Origin of the sequence: Pseudomonas matsuisoli (assembly GCF_014647635.1) — a bacterium.
Lineage (GTDB): Bacteria > Pseudomonadota > Gammaproteobacteria > Pseudomonadales > Pseudomonadaceae > Pseudomonas_P > Pseudomonas_P matsuisoli.
Genome location: NZ_BMPO01000008.1, coordinates 46,628 through 62,168, shown reverse-complemented (window position 1 = coordinate 62,168; position 15,541 = coordinate 46,628). Strand labels below are relative to the sequence as shown.

13 protein-coding genes are annotated in these 15,541 nt (G+C 60.4%); 5 read left to right on the top strand and 8 right to left on the bottom strand.

Going from position 1 to position 15,541, the window contains the following annotated elements:
• Nucleotides 1–426: 426 nt before the first annotated feature.
• The 6 genes from IEY47_RS16305 to IEY47_RS16280 all read right to left on the bottom strand — a co-directional run bounded on the left by IEY47_RS16305 (nucleotide 427) and on the right by IEY47_RS16280 (nucleotide 8,120).
• Nucleotides 427–1,668, bottom strand: a complete 1,242-nt coding sequence (locus IEY47_RS16305) for a M20/M25/M40 family metallo-hydrolase (RefSeq protein WP_188984581.1) — start codon at nucleotides 1,666–1,668, stop codon at nucleotides 427–429.
• A gap of 529 nt (nucleotides 1,669–2,197) precedes the next feature.
• The gene (gene ntrC / locus IEY47_RS16300) at nucleotides 2,198–3,631 is read right to left on the bottom strand and encodes a nitrogen regulation protein NR(I) (RefSeq protein WP_188984579.1); all 1,434 of its coding nucleotides are present in this window, start codon (nucleotides 3,629–3,631) and stop codon (nucleotides 2,198–2,200) included.
• Nucleotides 3,618–4,712 (bottom strand): nitrogen regulation protein NR(II), encoded by a 1,095-nt coding sequence (gene glnL, locus IEY47_RS16295; RefSeq protein WP_188984577.1) that lies wholly within the window; start codon nucleotides 4,710–4,712, stop codon nucleotides 3,618–3,620. Before glnL ends, ntrC begins: the two co-directional genes overlap by 14 nt.
• 284 nt (nucleotides 4,713–4,996) lie before the next feature.
• Complete coding sequence (locus IEY47_RS16290; RefSeq protein WP_188984575.1) at nucleotides 4,997–5,614, bottom strand: DUF4124 domain-containing protein; 618 nt, start codon at nucleotides 5,612–5,614, stop codon at nucleotides 4,997–4,999.
• A complete protein-coding gene (locus IEY47_RS16285; protein WP_188984573.1) occupies nucleotides 5,611–6,144 on the bottom strand; it encodes a DUF4124 domain-containing protein in 534 nt (177 codons plus the stop codon). The genes IEY47_RS16290 and IEY47_RS16285 overlap by 4 nt, the downstream gene beginning before the upstream one ends.
• Before the next feature lie 1,037 nt (nucleotides 6,145–7,181).
• On the bottom strand, nucleotides 7,182–8,120 hold the full coding sequence (locus tag IEY47_RS16280; protein WP_188984571.1) for a GlxA family transcriptional regulator: 939 nt from the start codon (nucleotides 8,118–8,120) through the stop codon (nucleotides 7,182–7,184).
• 187 nt (nucleotides 8,121–8,307) lie between these two features.
• Between IEY47_RS16280 and choX the strand changes: the two genes are divergently transcribed.
• The 4 genes from choX (at nucleotide 8,308) to IEY47_RS16260 (ending at nucleotide 11,789) form a co-directional block, all read left to right on the top strand.
• A complete protein-coding gene (choX, locus tag IEY47_RS16275) occupies nucleotides 8,308–9,240 on the top strand; it encodes a choline ABC transporter substrate-binding protein (RefSeq protein WP_188984569.1) in 933 nt (310 codons plus the stop codon).
• A gap of 154 nt (nucleotides 9,241–9,394) precedes the next feature.
• Entirely contained in the window at nucleotides 9,395–10,282 is an 888-nt protein-coding gene (gene cdhC / locus IEY47_RS16270; RefSeq protein ID WP_188984924.1) for a 3-dehydrocarnitine:acetyl-CoA trimethylamine transferase CdhC, read from the top strand.
• Between the two features lie 74 nt (nucleotides 10,283–10,356).
• On the top strand, nucleotides 10,357–11,322 hold the full coding sequence (locus IEY47_RS16265; RefSeq protein WP_188984567.1) for an L-carnitine dehydrogenase: 966 nt from the start codon (nucleotides 10,357–10,359) through the stop codon (nucleotides 11,320–11,322).
• A gap of 2 nt (nucleotides 11,323–11,324) precedes the next feature.
• Nucleotides 11,325–11,789 carry a thioesterase family protein gene (locus tag IEY47_RS16260; protein WP_188984565.1) on the top strand — a complete coding sequence of 155 codons (465 nt, stop codon included), beginning with the start codon at nucleotides 11,325–11,327 and terminating at the stop codon, nucleotides 11,787–11,789.
• A 35-nt stretch (nucleotides 11,790–11,824) separates the two neighbouring features.
• Here the strand turns inward: IEY47_RS16260 and IEY47_RS16255 are convergent, their stop codons facing one another.
• Entirely contained in the window at nucleotides 11,825–12,091 is a 267-nt protein-coding gene (locus tag IEY47_RS16255; RefSeq protein WP_188984563.1) for a hypothetical protein, read from the bottom strand.
• 454 nt (nucleotides 12,092–12,545) lie between these two features.
• Nucleotides 12,546–13,646, bottom strand: coding sequence for a glycine betaine monooxygenase reductase subunit (gbcB, locus tag IEY47_RS16250; protein WP_188984560.1), 1,101 nt, complete (start codon nucleotides 13,644–13,646; stop codon nucleotides 12,546–12,548).
• Between the two features lie 425 nt (nucleotides 13,647–14,071).
• On the opposite strand from gbcB, the gene gbca reads away from it, so the two are divergent.
• Entirely contained in the window at nucleotides 14,072–15,358 is a 1,287-nt protein-coding gene (gene gbca, locus IEY47_RS16245) for a glycine betaine monooxygenase oxygenase subunit (RefSeq protein ID WP_188984558.1), read from the top strand.
• The last annotated feature ends 183 nt before the right edge of the window (nucleotides 15,359–15,541 follow it).

Genomic DNA, 15,541 nt, shown 5'->3' with positions numbered 1-15,541 from the left:
CCAAATGCGATTTCCCGCAGGAGCGCCGCGCTCTTGTAGGAGCTAGCTTGCTGGCGATCATGGTTAGCAGGGCGCTCGGCATCGCCAGTTGGATCCGGATCGCCAAGACCGTAATCCGCCATTGACGATGCGCATGACCCAAGGCCCAAGCGCCCCAGAACTCCGGCCTACCATTCCAACATGGCGGACCTTACGCATTGGTCCGGACATTACCGAATTCCGCTTTCTGTAGGAGCCCATTGGGCTGCGCTCAGCTTATGGGCGATCGCATTTAGATCGTGATCGCCAGCGAGCTGTCTCCTACAACCGCAGCACTGAGCGCGTGCGGTACGAGACCTAGGGTGGATTAGCCGCTTGCGGCGTAATCCACCGTTAACGATACGCGGGGCTTAAGCCACAAGCCCTGCGAGACGGGCTATGGCGATATCAGGGCTTGGCGCTGGACAGCTCCATGATCATCGACGCCGTTAGGTACAGGCGTGGCGCGATGCTTGCGAGCTCCATGTATTCGTCGTCGCCATGGAGACCCGCGCCGACGACGCCCATCGTTTCCAATACTGCTGGTTTGTCGCTGCCCTGCACATACGCGTAACCGGCATCGGTGCCGAAGGCCATGGCAACGGGTTTCAGGTCCAGACCGACTTTCTTGTAGAGCGATTGCGCGGTCGTTGCGAGTGCCTCGGATTGTGCATTTTTCGCCAGTGGCGGCCGGCCTTTCTCCAGGCGGAAGGTCGTGGTTGTGCCATCGATACTGGCTTTTTTCACGATGCCTTCGGCATCAGCGATCACGCGGTCGGTTTCGCTGAGGTCGGAGTAGCGCATGTCGCCTTCGGCGGAAGCGTTGGCTGGAATGATGTTGCGTTTCTCACCGGCCTTGGCGAGGGTCCAATTGACCGTCGTGCCCTTGTCCAGGTTGCCGAGGCTGTTGAGGCGTATCAGTTGTTGGGACAGTTCGATGAGGGCGTTGCGGCCTTGTTCGGGTGCTGAACCCGCATGGGACGACTTGCCTTTGACGTCCAGGAATACGTAGTTGATGCCGTTGGTGGCGACGGCTACGGCATTGGTGTCTGGCGGTTCATAGGAGAAGACGTAGTCGTGCTTGCGTGCCAGTTCTCCAATGAGCGCCTTCGAGCCTGCCGACCCTTTTTCCTCATCCGGATTGAACAGCACGGTGATCTGGCCGAAATCTTTGAATGCCTGGTCCTGAAGCAGCTTGAGCGAATGCAGGACCATGGCGACGCCGCCTTTGGCGTCTGCCACGCCTGGGCCAAAGGCGCGCTCACCCTCGATGCGGAAGGGTCTTTTGGCTGCGGTGCCTTCGCCGAACACGGTGTCGTAATGGATCATCAGCAGGAATGATTTATCGCCATTGCCCTTGAGCGTGCCGACGATGTTGTCACCTTCCGAAGGTTTGGCAGGCGTGCGCTTCACTTCGGCACCGAGTGCCTCCAGCCGCTCGACCAGCATGTCGCCAACTGTCTTCAAGCCCGGCGCGAGGCCCGTGCCGGTGTCGATGTTCACCAGTTGCTCTACCGTCGCCAGGTAGCTTTTCTGTTCGGTCTCGGCGCTTTTTAAGAGCTGCTCTGGGGGCGGAACATCGGCAAACGCGTTAGCCGTCAGTGAAAGCAATGCAGCTGCGGTAACGAACGACAGGGGACGAACGAGCATGGAGGCTCCTCAGGTTTCAGATGGTGGTAACTCCGGATTCGTAGGAACTGCGTGATGCCTGAGTTGAGGATAGCAGTCGTTAGGAAGGACGGCGGAGGAGGCGGGATTCGCCGCCGAGTACACCCGGTCGATGGCGTTCTGCCTATGCTTTTGTAGGAGCCCACTTGTGGGCGATCAGTACCAAAACGATCGCCCACAAGTGGGCTCCTACAAAAAGCAGTGCCGGGAACGTAAATGTGGTGGGCTTCGTAGGGCGGGTGGAAACCCGCGTGGTAGCGCAAGTCCCCCGGTTCGTGCAGCCGGGTTGTCACCCGGTCTACGAGCTGACGAAAAAAGCGATCGCCCACAAGCTGAGCGCAGCCCGGTGGGCTCCTACAAGAGCTGTGGTAGGAGCGCAAATCCGAGTGGGCATCGTAGGGCGGGTAGAACCCGTGTAGCTCGGTCTCAGCCAGGCGCTGTAATGGAGAAGTGCCTCATCCCAAAAAAGAAACCCGCCATCAGAGGCGGGTTCGTTCAGCATGACGAGGCATCAGTCGTCGCTGTCGTCGTCATCGCCGTTGCCGACGTTCATGCCCAGCTCTTTGATCTTGCGTGTCAGGGTGTTCCGTCCCCAGCCCAGCAGGACGGCAGCATCGCGGCGGCGGCCGGCGGTGTGCTTGAGGGCCGTCTCGATCATGATGCGTTCGAAGGTGGGCACGGCGCTGTCCAGCAAGCTCGACTGACCACGGCCGAGGGCCTGGTCAGCCCACTGACGTAGCGCTTGTTCCCAGTTGGCCGCGGGCTGTGCTTCCTGAGGTTGGGTCAGCAATTCAGGGGGCAGATCGTCGACATGCACTTCGCGGCCGGACGCCATGACGGTGATCCAGCGGCAGGTGTTTTCCAGCTGACGCACGTTGCCGGGCCAAGCGAGGTGCTTGATGTATTCCTCGGTCTCCGGCTTGAGCAGTTTGGGCTCGACGGACAGCTCCTGCGCCGCCCGCGCGAGGAAATGGCGCGCCAATGCCGGTACATCTTCGCGACGATCCGACAGGCGTGGAATGTGAATGCGGATAACGTTCAGTCGGTGGAACAAGTCCTCACGGAATTTACCGGCCTGCACCAGTCCTTCGAGGTTCTGGTGCGTGGCCGCGATGATGCGTACGTCGACCTTGACCGGCGTATGACCGCCGACGCGGTAGAACTCGCCATCGGCCAGGACGCGCAATAGTCGCGTCTGCGTGTCGGCGGGCATATCGCCGATTTCGTCAAGAAAGAGGGTGCCACCATCGGCCTGCTCGAACCGACCCCGGCGTTGCGAGGCGGCGCCGGTGAAGGCGCCTTTCTCATGGCCGAAGAGTTCTGACTCCATCAAATCCTTCGGAATTGCCGCCATGTTCAGCGCAATGAAGGGCTCGGACGCGCGCGGGCTGTGGCGATGCAGCGCATGGGCAACGAGCTCTTTACCGGTACCGGATTCGCCGTTGATGAGCACGGTGATGTTGGAATGAGACAGGCGGCCGATGGCGCGGAAGACCTCCTGCATCGCCGGCGCTTCGCCGATGATTTCGGGCGTCGGCGCCGCCTGCTCCGGCTCGCTCAGGCTTTGCTGTTCCTTCGCATGCTGGTACGCGCGTTTGACCAAGGACACGGCTTCGTCGACGTCGAACGGCTTGGGCAGGTATTCGAACGCGCCGCCCTGATAGGAAGCGACCGCGCTCTCCAGGTCGGAATGGGCAGTCATGATGATGACGGGGAGCCGCGGCAGCATTTCGCGGATCTGTGCCAAGAGGTCGAGACCGCTGGAGCCGGGCATGCGAATGTCGGAGATGATCACGTCTGGTTGCTGGCGCGAGAGGCGGTGCAGCACGCTGTCGGCGTTATCGAAACTTTGCGTGGTCACGCCTTCTTGCTGCAGGGCCTTTTCCAGCACCCAGCGGATCGAGCGATCGTCGTCGACGATCCAGACGGTTTCACTTTGACTCATGCGAAGTCGCTCCTTGTTCCAGCGGCAGGTAGATCGTGAACGCGGTCTGGCCGGGTTGGCTCTCGCACTCGATCATGCCCTGGTGCTGGGTAATGATTTGCTGGGCGATGGACAGTCCCAGACCGGTACCGTCCGGGCGTCCACTGACCATGGGGTAGAAAATCGTGTCGAGCAGCTCCGCGGGGATACCGGGGCCGTTGTCGATGATGTCGAGCTTGGCGACGAGGCGGTGGCGCACGTAGCCGATGGTGAACTGGCGCACCGTGCGCGAGCGTAGGGTGATGCGGCCCATGCGGTGCTCGGCGAGGCTGGTCATTGCCTGCATCGCGTTACGCATGATGTTGAGCACGGCTTGGATCATTTGCTCACGGTCGATGAGCACGTCCGGGATGCTGGGGTCGTAATCGCGCACCAATGTGATGCTCCCCTGGCTCTCCGCCTCGATGAGGTTGCAGACGCGCTCAAGGACTTCGTGCACGTTGGTCATCGACAGCGACGGCAGCTTGTTCGAACCAAGCATGCGGTCGACGAGGTTACGCAGACGGTCGGCTTCCTCGATGATGACGTTGGTGTAGTCCTTGAGGCTTTCGTCCGGCAGTTCGCGTTCGAGTAATTGCGCGGCGCCGCGGAGACCGCCCAGGGGATTCTTGATCTCGTGGGCCAGGCCGCGAACCAGCAGGCGGGTGGTTTCCTGATTCGTCAGCTGCGCTTCTTCCTTGGTGATCCGCAGCAGGCGATCCCGTGGCAATACTTCCAGCAGCAGGAGCGTCGTGCCCCGGTTGATGATGGGCGTCACGGCGTAATCCACCGTCATGCTCTGTCCCGCCAGCGACGTGAGCTGCGCTTCGCGCTTGGTAAAAGGGTGAGCCTGCTCCACGGCTTGCTTCAACGCATTCAGGGCTTCAGGCGACTCGGTGAACAATTCGCTGATGAACTGGCCGTGACTGCGTTGGCCGCTGACCGCAAGGAGCATTTCCGCGGCCGGATTCATGTACTGCAGACGGAGTTCCGCGTCGAGCAGGATGGTTGCCGTGGTGAGGTTGTCGAGTAGCAGTCTGTGCAGTGCGTCTTGAAGGGTCATGGCAATTGATCTGGACCTGTATCGATGCGTGCGTGCTGCTGGATAGCGTGGCGACTACAGGCTTCGATAGCCGGGATGAGCCGCAATTGGGCATGAAAATGCAAGAAGCAAACCAATGCCCCGAAAACGATCGCGCAGCGCTAGTGCCGCGTGCGGCGGCGCTCTGGGACGCTACGCTGAGTGTCGTGCGCTGTTTTGGGGATATCGGCGCCTTTGTCGCGCATTGGTGCACCGTTGTAGTGCACTCTGCGGCAGCTGTCGAGCGGGGAGAGATACGCTGCGGATCAGAATACGCCGAGAATGCGCTTTCGCGGCTCGGGCGGCTTATCTGCGAGCGGACATTCGGGGCGCACGCCGTAGTCATCCTTCTGGCATGGGTGAATACGCCGCTTTTGGCTAAGCGAGGTACGATGCACGAACAGGGGCTGCGCCTTGCTCTGCAGCATGACCTCGCCGGCTTGATTGATGATCTCCACCGCGAGCTGGTGCGTGCCGCGGTCGATGTTGGTCAAGGCGATGCTGGCCACGGCGTTGGGCTGCCCGGCGGGTGAGCCGTCGAGCAGTACACGATAAGCATGGCCGGGAAGGATTGCCGGCTCACTGGAGACCGTGACGGTGACATCTCCACCGCCCCGGACAGTTGCCTCTGGCGCTGGGCTGTCAATGTTCAACGAGGTGTAGAAGACGCGCCTGACTTGCGCCGGAGGCGAGGGCGGCGCTGTCTGCGGGACGGTCGGCGTGGGCAATACGTTACCGGGCTTGATATCCACCGCTTTGGCGTTGCCAGCCGTGGGACGATCGGTAAAGACGCGATTGCCCTCTTTGTCCACGTAGCTGTAGACCTCCGCCGTGGCCAGGGCGCTGGTGACCAGGAGGGCCAGCGCGACGATCAAACGCGTCACGGCGCCCCTCGCGCAGGACTGTTTACGCTGGTGCGTTGCACCGTGAACCGATGTTCGTCGCTACGCTGCACGACGTTCCCGTTCTGGGTTACCTCCACTGCCAAGGTGTGTTCCCCACGATCCATCTCCGTGAGGGTGAAGCCCGAGGCGTCCGGGGTTTCCGCGTAGACCTGGCCATCGACCAGGAGTCGCAATCCGTGTCCTGGGAACAGCGGCGGTTGCAGCGTCACACCGACTGAAAAGTTGCCCGCATTCGCGCGCAACGCGCCGCCGTTTTCCGGCAGCCCCGTGAGTTCGATGCGGCTGTAGGGCGGCTGCGCGGTTTTCACGCCGGCTGTAGGGGGCGGCGATGGCGGCACTTCTGGGACGGATACGGTATTGGCGGGCGGCAGCTCGACTTGCTCAGCTTTGACGCCCTCCGGGGACTGATCGCTGAACACCACGTTGCCAGCGGCATCGGTGTATTTGTAGATCTGCGCGGAGACGGGCAGGGCCAGGCACAGCAGCAGGGCGGGCAGCAGGTATCGCATGGCGAGTCTCCAACAAGGTACGAAAGTGTGCGACGGAAGCTTAATGCAGCGCCAATACGAACGTGAGCATCGTATGGCGGACGGTGTACGGATGCCGATGGCGCGCATGTCTCAGGGTCTTCCCCCGGATGACGGGTCCGGTCGGATCGGTAATGGATCGGTTTGACCGGGTCGTGGGTCATCCGGTCGCCGATAGGGCTCTGGACTGCGTGGAAGCCGGTGTTCCGGAGGAGGCCGTTGCATGCCAGGGGGCAGGCGATTCTGGCCGGGTACGACCCGTAGGTCGTGCGGCGCGGTTGGCTGCCGAATATCGATTTCGGCAGGGCGACGATCCGCTGCGAAGGCAGCGCTCCCTACCGCGAGCGCCAGCATGCTCATGCCAAGAGAAAACGCGAGTCGGTGCATCGTTTTTTACATCTCCGCGTGGGGTCACCGTGGCTATCGCGAAGTTGTCCCCTATGGACGTGCATGAGGATGTGGACAACCTGTCGGGCGTTCGCTGCAGCCCAAGCGCTGCAAGGCTTTCAGTGTTCTGATCAAATTTTGATCAGCTCATGTTGTGGACTGTTTATGTTTCCCACAGAGGCTGTGAGGCGAGCTGTGGATAAGGTGTGTGAACAACGTCAGGCGCTAGGCGCGGCGGGCCGTTCGACAGGCCGCTCACTTTTTGAGCGATTTATACCATCGGTAGTTCGTGAGTCCTGGAACGTTACTGATCACGGGGCATGTATCTGATACGAAAGAAAAACGGCCTGTTTACCCACAGTTGCTGTGCACGCGGTTGTGGATAACGTGTGCAGACACGCTGGGTTGCCAGGCAGCGCGGCGCTTTAAACGTACTGTTTAAATATTGACCAGCTGACCTTTATGCACTACTCATGACGTAAGTCGCTGCAACGAAAGCAGTTTTTTGGATTGCTTTGGCCTTGCCGCAGCGAGTTACTCACAATGGCTGTGCATGCTGCTGTGCATAACATGTGTGGATACCTGGCAGGCCTATAAGCAGCAAGGCTTACAGCGCGCTGTTCGTTTTTTGATCAGGCCTGATCCAGGCGATCGCCGCTCGGGCTGCAGTCGTATCGGTTTCGGTAACAACGCGAAAAATAGGATGAGGACTCGAAGCCACACGCAAGGCTGATTTCCAGCACGCTCATGTCGGTCTGACGAAGCAGCTGGCGGGCTTTTTCCAGGCGCAGGCCGAGGTAGAACGCTGAAGGTGTCTCGTCAAGGTGAAGCCGGAAAAGCCGCTCCAGTTGGCGGGCGGTTATATCGACTCCGCGCGCGAGCTCCGCTGTGCTGAAGGGCGATTCGGTATGTTGCTCCATCACACCGATGACGTGGATAAGCTTGCGATTCTGCAACCCATAACGCTGGCCAATGCGCAGGCGCTGGTGATCCTGGGGCGAACGGATGCGGCCGTAGACGAACTGTTCGGAGACCTCGACGGCCAATTCGGTACCGTGGGCCTCGGCGATGAGGTCGAGCATCAGGTCGATGGACGCCGTTCCGCCGGCAGAGGTGATGCGTTTGCGGTCGATCTCGAACAGTTCCTGGGTCACTTCCAAGCCAGGGTAGCGTTCCTGAAACGAAGCAATGGCCTCCCAATGCAGCGTGGCGCGGTAGCCGTTCAATAGCCCTGCTTCGGCCAGCAAATAGCTGCCCGTATCGATGCCGCCGAGCATGGCTGCCTCACTGGCGCGCCGTAGCCAGTTCGCCAGCACCGCGTCGTAATGCGCCAGGGGCTCGAACCCCGCCACGATAAAGACCCAGTCTTCATGTCCGGGTGCCTGCAAGCCATGGTCGACGTTCAGCGACATGCCGTTGCTGGCAGAGACGGGCCCGCCGTCGAGTCCCATCACCCGCCATCGATAGGTATCCGGACGGAATCGATTCGCCACGCGCAGCGGTTCGATGGCTGACAGGAATCCCATCATCGAAAACTTCGGAATCAGCAGAAACCAGATATCACGGGGCATTACGCGCACTCGTCGTCGAGAAGGCAGATGGGCTCACTGTACCGCAGGTCGCCTGAGTTCAAGTGAGGGTCGCTGGAGTGCGCACGATCATATCGGTGAGCCCGTAGTCTGAAAGGCGAACCACAAGCGGATTGCACGAGAGCGTGTGATCGAAAAACAGAACAAACCGCCTTGAGGATGGAGCCTGATGAAAAAAATGATGACGAGTTGCGCGCTTTCTCTGCTGGTCGCGGGTAATGCGATCGCGGCCGAACCTGCTGCATGTCAGAAGCCGCGCATTGGTGTAGTGGGCTGGACCGATGTCGTCGCCACGACTGCCATCAGCGAAGTACTGCTGGAGGGCCTGGGATATGCCCCGAAGCAGACGGTCGCTTCCCAACAAATCGTATTTGCCGGAATGCAGAAGAAACAGCTCGATTTCTTCCTCGGCTATTGGAACCCGATCATGACCGAGACCATCACCCCGTTCCTGAAGTCGGGTGATCTGGAGGTACTGAAGGTGAACCTGGACGGCGCTGTCGCGACGCTCGCTGTGCCACGCAAGGCCTATGACGCAGGTCTGAAAACCTTCGCGGACATCGCCCAGTTCAAAGATAAGCTGGACGGCAAGATCTACGGTATCGAGCCTGGCACGGGCGCCAATACCGGCATCCAGAAAATGATCGACTCGAACCAGTTCGGTCTGGGCGACTTCAAGCTCATGGAGTCCAGTGAAGCCGGCATGCTGGCAGCGGTCAACCGCGCGGATCGCCGTGGGGAATGGGTCGTATTCTTCGGTTGGGCGCCGCATCCGATGAACGTTCAGATGGACATGGAATACCTGACGGGTAGCGAAGACGCGCTGGGCGCTAATGATGGCGCGGCGACGGTCGAGACGGTGGTTGCCAAAGGCTACACCGATCAATGCCCGAATGTAGGGCAGTTGCTGAACAACCTGACCTTCACCATCGAGCAGGAAAGCCGCTTGATGCAGCCGATCATGGATCGCAAGAACCCTAAAGCGGTGGCGACCCAGTGGCTCAAAGAGCATCCGGACGATCTCGGCAAATGGCTGTCCGGCGTGACCACCTTCGATGGCAAGGATGGTGCGGCCGCAGTGAAGGCGCATCTCGCGAAGTGAGCCATTACTAGCTCTTGTAGGAGCGGGCTTGCCCGCGAAAACAATTCCTGCCGCGAAGATCGTGTTGACCTTGCCGCCGCATTCGCGGGCAAGCCCGCTCCTACAAAAGCATTCGCGCACCACACTCATCTTTTTCACTCAGGAACCAAACACCGTGAACTACGACGTCATTGTGACCTGCGCCGTTACGGGCGCGGGCGATACCGTGGGCCGTAATCCCCATGTTCCCGTGACCCCGAAACAAATCGCCGATGCCGCAATTGAGGCGGCGCGGGCCGGTGCGACCGTCGCGCATTGCCATGTGCGTGACCCTGAAACGGGCAAGCCCAGCCGTGATGTCGAGCTTTACCGCGAAGTGGTCGAGCGCATCCGCGACAGTGAGGTTGACGTCATCCTCAATCTCACCGCGGGCATGGGCGGCGATCTCGAGATCGGCGCGGGAGAATCGCCGACTGCGTTCGGACCCGGCAGCGACCTCGTTGGGCCGCTGGAGCGTCTCAAGCACATCGAGGCGCTACGCCCGGAAATCTGCACCTTGGATTGCGGCACGCTCAACTTCGGCGATGGCGACTACATCTACGTCTCGACGCCGGCACAACTGCGTGCCGGTGCAAAGCGCATCACCGAACTGGGCGTGAAGGCCGAGCTGGAGATTTTCGACACCGGCCACCTCTGGTTTGCCAAGCAGATGCTCAAGGAAGGCTTGCTCAAGGACCCGCTGTTTCAACTCTGCCTCGGTATCCCGTGGGGAGCGCCAGCCGATACCGCGACCATGAAGGCAATGGTGGACAATCTTCCGGCTGACGCCACCTGGGCCGGCTTTGGTATCGGCCGCATGCAGATGCCGATGCTGGCACAAGCTGTGCTGCTCGGCGGCCACGTGCGCGTGGGGTTGGAAGACAACATCTGGCTCGACAAGGGCGTTCCCGCCACCAATGGCAGTCTCGTCGAGCGCGCGGGGGAAATCATCGGCCGTCTGGGGGGGCGTGTACTCACCCCGGCCGAAGGTCGCGTGAAGATGGGGCTCGCTCCGCGCCGCTAGCCCACAACCTCTTGTCATTGTTGCCGGCCGTATATGCGGTCGGTCGTCTCTATTCGCCATCAGGAAGCTCCGTCATGGCTTACGTCACCGATATCAAGACATTCGCCGCCCTGGGCACGGGCGTCATCGGCGCGGGATGGATAGCCCGCGCGCTTGCGCATGGCCTGGATGTGCACGCCTGGGACCCGGCTCCCGGCGCCGAGCAGACATTGCGTACGCGGCTGGCGAATGCCTGGCCGGCGCTGCAGAAGCAAGGGTTGGCCCCTGGCGCATCGCTGGAGCGCCTGCGGTTTTTCGACACCATCGAGGCCTGTGTCGAGCACGCGGATTTCATCCAGGAAAGCGCCCCCGAGCGGCTCGATCTCAAGCGCTCGCTCCACGCAACGGCAAGTGCTGCTGCGCGGCCCGACGTGATGATCGGCTCCAGCACGTCAGGCTTGCTGCCCAGTGAGTTCTATGGGGACGCCGTGCATCCCGAGCGTTGTGTGGTAGGCCATCCGTTCAATCCGGTCTACCTCCTGCCGTTGGTGGAGGTCGTAGGCGGGGAGCGAACGGCGCCTGAAGCGCTAAGCGCAGCGATGAGCGTCTATTCATCGCTCGGCATGCGCCCGTTGCACGTGCGTAAGGAAGTGCCGGGTTTCATTGCCGATCGACTGCTCGAGGCGCTGTGGCGTGAAGCGTTGCACCTGGTGAACGACGGTGTGGCCACAACGGGTGAAATCGATGATGCGATTCGCTTTGGCGCCGGGCTGCGCTGGTCGTTCATGGGCACCTTTCTCACCTACACGCTGGCAGGCGGTGAGGCGGGCATGCGGCATTTCATGGCGCAGTTCGGCCCTGCGTTGAAGCTGCCCTGGACCTATCTGGAAGCGCCGGAGCTGACCGATTCGTTGATCGACGCAGTCGTCGAAGGAACATCCGCTCAGCAGGGGCAACGCAGCCTGGCTGATCTCGAACGCTATCGTGACGACTGCCTGCTCGCGGTAACCGCCGCCATTCGCGAGACCAAGGTTCGTCACGGTTTCGCTTTCGAGGAATAGCCATGCTGGAGACCTATCGTACGGACGTCCTGCCCGAGTGGACCGATTACAACGGCCATCTGCGCGATGCGCATTATTTGCTGCTATTCAGTTTCGCCACGGATGCGCTGATGGATCATCTTGGTCTGGACGCTGCCGGTCGTGCTCGTACGGGGCATACGCTGTACACGCTGGAGGTACATCTCAACTATCTGGCTGAAGTGAAAGTGAGTGAAACGGTGTGCGTCATGACGCAGCTGGTAGGCCGCGACCGTAAACGGCTGCACGTTTACCACGCGTTGTATCGGGGAGAGACGTTAGCGGCTGCCAGTGAACAGATGTTGATGAACATCGACACAGCGACCGGGCGCTCGGCGGTTTTTGAAGAGACGGTTGAAAAGAGCGTCGAGGCGTTGATGAAGACGCAGTGCGGTATGGAAAAGCCTGCTTATTGCGGTCGGGTTATCGGTCTACCCGCTGGACGATGAAACGGGTCCTGGCCGAGGGCCAGGACCTGTCGCAATCAGTTTTTCTTTTCTTTGCTGGCGCCAGCGTCTTCGGTGCCTTCGTTCGCACGGTCGTCATCCGGCATGCCGGTCGCGGTGGAAGCACCTGGGCCAGTGTTGACGCCTGCGCCCGAGCCGCCTGCAGTGCCGTCGTCAGTACCCATGGAGGCTTCCGGGGTCGCTTTGCTGTGGTCTTTGTCGTGCGTGCCGTCAGCTGCGTAGGCAGTGCCGAAAAGGCCCATCAGAGAAGTCAACAGCAGGGCGGTTGTCGTTTTGCTTTTCATATGTACATCTCCTGGAATGTTTTATGGCCTTACCTGTGTTTTGGCCGCAACAGGCTCGCGATCGTTCAATCGGGTCATGAGTCGTTACGGTTTTAGGGGCAAATTGCTTTAATCCTCATGAGACGTGGATGGAGCTGTGGATAACCTGTAGGCGATCGCTTGCATACCGCGCTAGGCACGGCTTGCGGAGACATGATTAAAAAATGAGCACTATCAGAGGGTTAGCATCGAGGTTGCACACAATATCTGTGTGGCGACCTGTGCATAACCTGTGCGAGTAAGCCTGGAGGCCCCGCAAGTTAAGGGCTCGACGGGTGTTGGTCGTATTTTGAACAGAGACGACTGGCGATCAGCGATACGAACAATGTAGGGGCGACTATAAGTCGCCAAGGCGGTAAGAAAGCGCCGCCCGGTTGCCCCTACGCTGACGATGCATCCGAATGCGTTCGATACATCAGTACTCGATAACGACGTCGCCCTTCGGCGTGCTGCAGCAGGACAGGATGTACCCTTCGGCCTCGTCTTCCTCGGTGATTCCGCCGTTGTGGTCCATTACCACTTCGCCAGACAGCTTCATCACCTTGCACGTGCCGCAGATGCCCATCCCGCATGCTTTGGGAATGTGTAAGCCAAGTTGCGCGGCAGCAGCATGCACCGTCTCGCCGGATGCGATGCGGATGCTCTTGCCTGTGGATGAAAATTCGACCTGATGCAGTTCGGCGGCCGGGATATCCGGTGCTTCGGCTGCCTGTTCGGCGAGTTCCTTCACGTCCTCGCGGATTTCGGCTGGGACTGGCCCAAACGCTTCCTCGTGGTAGCGGTTCATGTCGAAGCCGTTGGCTTGAAGCAACTTCTTTACCGCCGACATGTAGGGCGTCGGGCCACAGCAGAAGATCTCCCGCTCCAGATAATCCGGCGCCATCAGCTCGAGCATGTGCTGGTTAAGGTAGCCGCGATAGCCGGACCAACTCCAGCCCAGGTCCACGCGTTCGCAGATCAGGTGCAGGCTGAAGTTATGAATGCGCGAGGCCATGTGCTCGAGCTCGCGATGGTAGATCACGTCACGCGGTGTACGGGCGCTGTGGACGAACGTCATGTCGACGTTGGCGTTGGTGTCGAACAACCAACGGGCCATGGACATGACCGGGGTGATGCCTACCCCTCCGGATAGGAACAAGATCTTGTCCGACGGGTTGTCGATGATGTTGAAGAGGCCCACCGGGCCATGCACGGGGAGCTGGTCACCTTCGGACAGGTTGTCGTGCAGCCAGTTGGAGACCTTACCGCCGGGGATGCGCTTGATGGTGATGGAGAAGCTATAGGGCACCGAGGGTGAGCTCGAGATGGTGTACGAGCGCATGACGGGCTGGCCGTCGATCTCCAGTTCCAAGGTCACGAACTGGCCAGGCTTGAAGAAGAACAACACCGGGACATCCGCCATGAAGCAGAAGGTGCGCACGTCCCAGGTCTCCTGGATGACCTTCACGCAGCGCACCACATGGCGGCCGTTGGTCCAGGTCTGGGTCGTAACCGGGTTGAGGAAGTTGTTGCTCATGGCGACCTCTGTGCGCGTGCTCATCGGCATCCGGATGCGTCCGGGGGCTCTGGTTCTTGCGGCGGATTGTGGAACAACGGCAAGCGACGCCATTTACCTGCCAGCGACATCGGCATGCTTATCGCGACCGGCCCCTAACCATGGGGCTTTGCGCGTCGGAAACGGATTCGGCCATGTCGTCCATGGATAAGGTTCGGGTTTTTGCCAAGAACACACTGGCGCCAGCCGAAAACCGAAGTATTTCCCGAGGATCGTGCCTGCTACGCAGTCGCGATCACAGAGCGTCCAGCAACCTCAAAGTCCGCGAATCGGCACGTGGGCGGGCTGTCGTTCAGCCAAGGAGAGGGCCAGGTTCGCCGTCTTGCGTCTACCGTAAAAGCCACTTTTGCTCCGGATGCGAAATCGTCCGGTATGAGGAGTTACCGATGGATGTCACCGCTTTGAGCCTGGGCGATCCGCTGGAGCCCGCACGCAAGGCCACCGCCGAGATGTTGCAGAACCGTGAGCGCACGTTCTCCCTGCCGCAGCCGTTCTACAGCGACGAACGCCTGTTCAAGATCGACATGCAGGAAATCTTTCACAAGGAGTGGCTGATCGCAGGCATGACCTGCGAGATCCCGGCCAAGGGCAACTACCTGACGCTGCAACTCGGTGACAACCCTGTCATGGTGGTGCGTGGCGCCGAGAACAAGATTCACGCCTTTCACAACGTCTGCCGCCATCGCGGCTCGCGCCTGTGCGTGAGCGAGAAGGGCAAGGTGGCCAAGCTCGTTTGCCCCTATCACCAGTGGACCTACGAACTGGACGGTCGCCTGTTGTTCGCCGGGACCGAAATGGGCGCGGACTTCAACCTTGCGGACTACAGTCTCAAGCCGATCCACGTGAAGACAGCGGGTGGCTATATCTTCATTTCGTTGGCGGAGAATCCGCCGGCGATCGACGATTTCCTGCGTACGCTCGAGCACTACATGGAGCCGTACGACATGGCCAACACCAAGGTCGCGGTCCAGACCAACCTGTTGGAAAAGGCCAACTGGAAGCTGGTGCTGGAGAACAACCGTGAGTGCTACCACTGCAACGGTTCGCACCCGGAGCTGCTGAATACCTTGCTGGAATGGGACGACGTGACCGATCCGCGCGCGACGCAGGCCTTCAAGGATCAGGTGTCCGAATGCACGACGCGCTGGGACCGCGACAACATTCCGTATGCACACGCCAGCTTCGGCCTGCGTAACCGTATCGTGCGCATGCCGCTACTCAAGGGCACCGTCTCCATGACCATGGATGGCAAGCCGGGGGTGAAGAAGTTGATGGGGCGCATCACCGATCCCGACTTGGGCTCAATGCGTATCCTGCACCTGCCGCATTCCTGGAACCACTGCATGGGCGACCACATCATCGTGTTCACCGTGTGGCCGATCAGCGCGCAGGAAACGTTGGTCACCACCAAATGGCTGGTGCACAAGGATGCGGTGGAAGGCGTCGATTACGACGTGGAGAACCTGCGAAAGGTCTGGGATGCGACCAACGATCAGGACCGGCGCTTGGCCGAGGAAAATCAGCGCGGTATCAACTCCACGGCTTACCAGCCAGGGCCGTATTCGAAGACCTACGAATTCGGCGTGGTGAATTTCATCGATTGGTACAGCGAGCGCATGCTCGCGAACCTCGGAGCCGAGCCCGCGCCGTATTTGCGGCAGGTTAACGAGTAAGAGAGGGGCGTAGGGTGGATAACGGCGCAGCCTTATCCACGCTACAAAGCTATCTCTGTGGGAGCGGGTCGGGCGGCGATCCGCCATGCCCGCGAAGCAGCATTGAGCCCACCACCGGTTGCGTGCCTTGATCCCTTCGCGGGCATGGCCCGCTCCCACAGGAGGATTAGGGGCGCCTAGCCA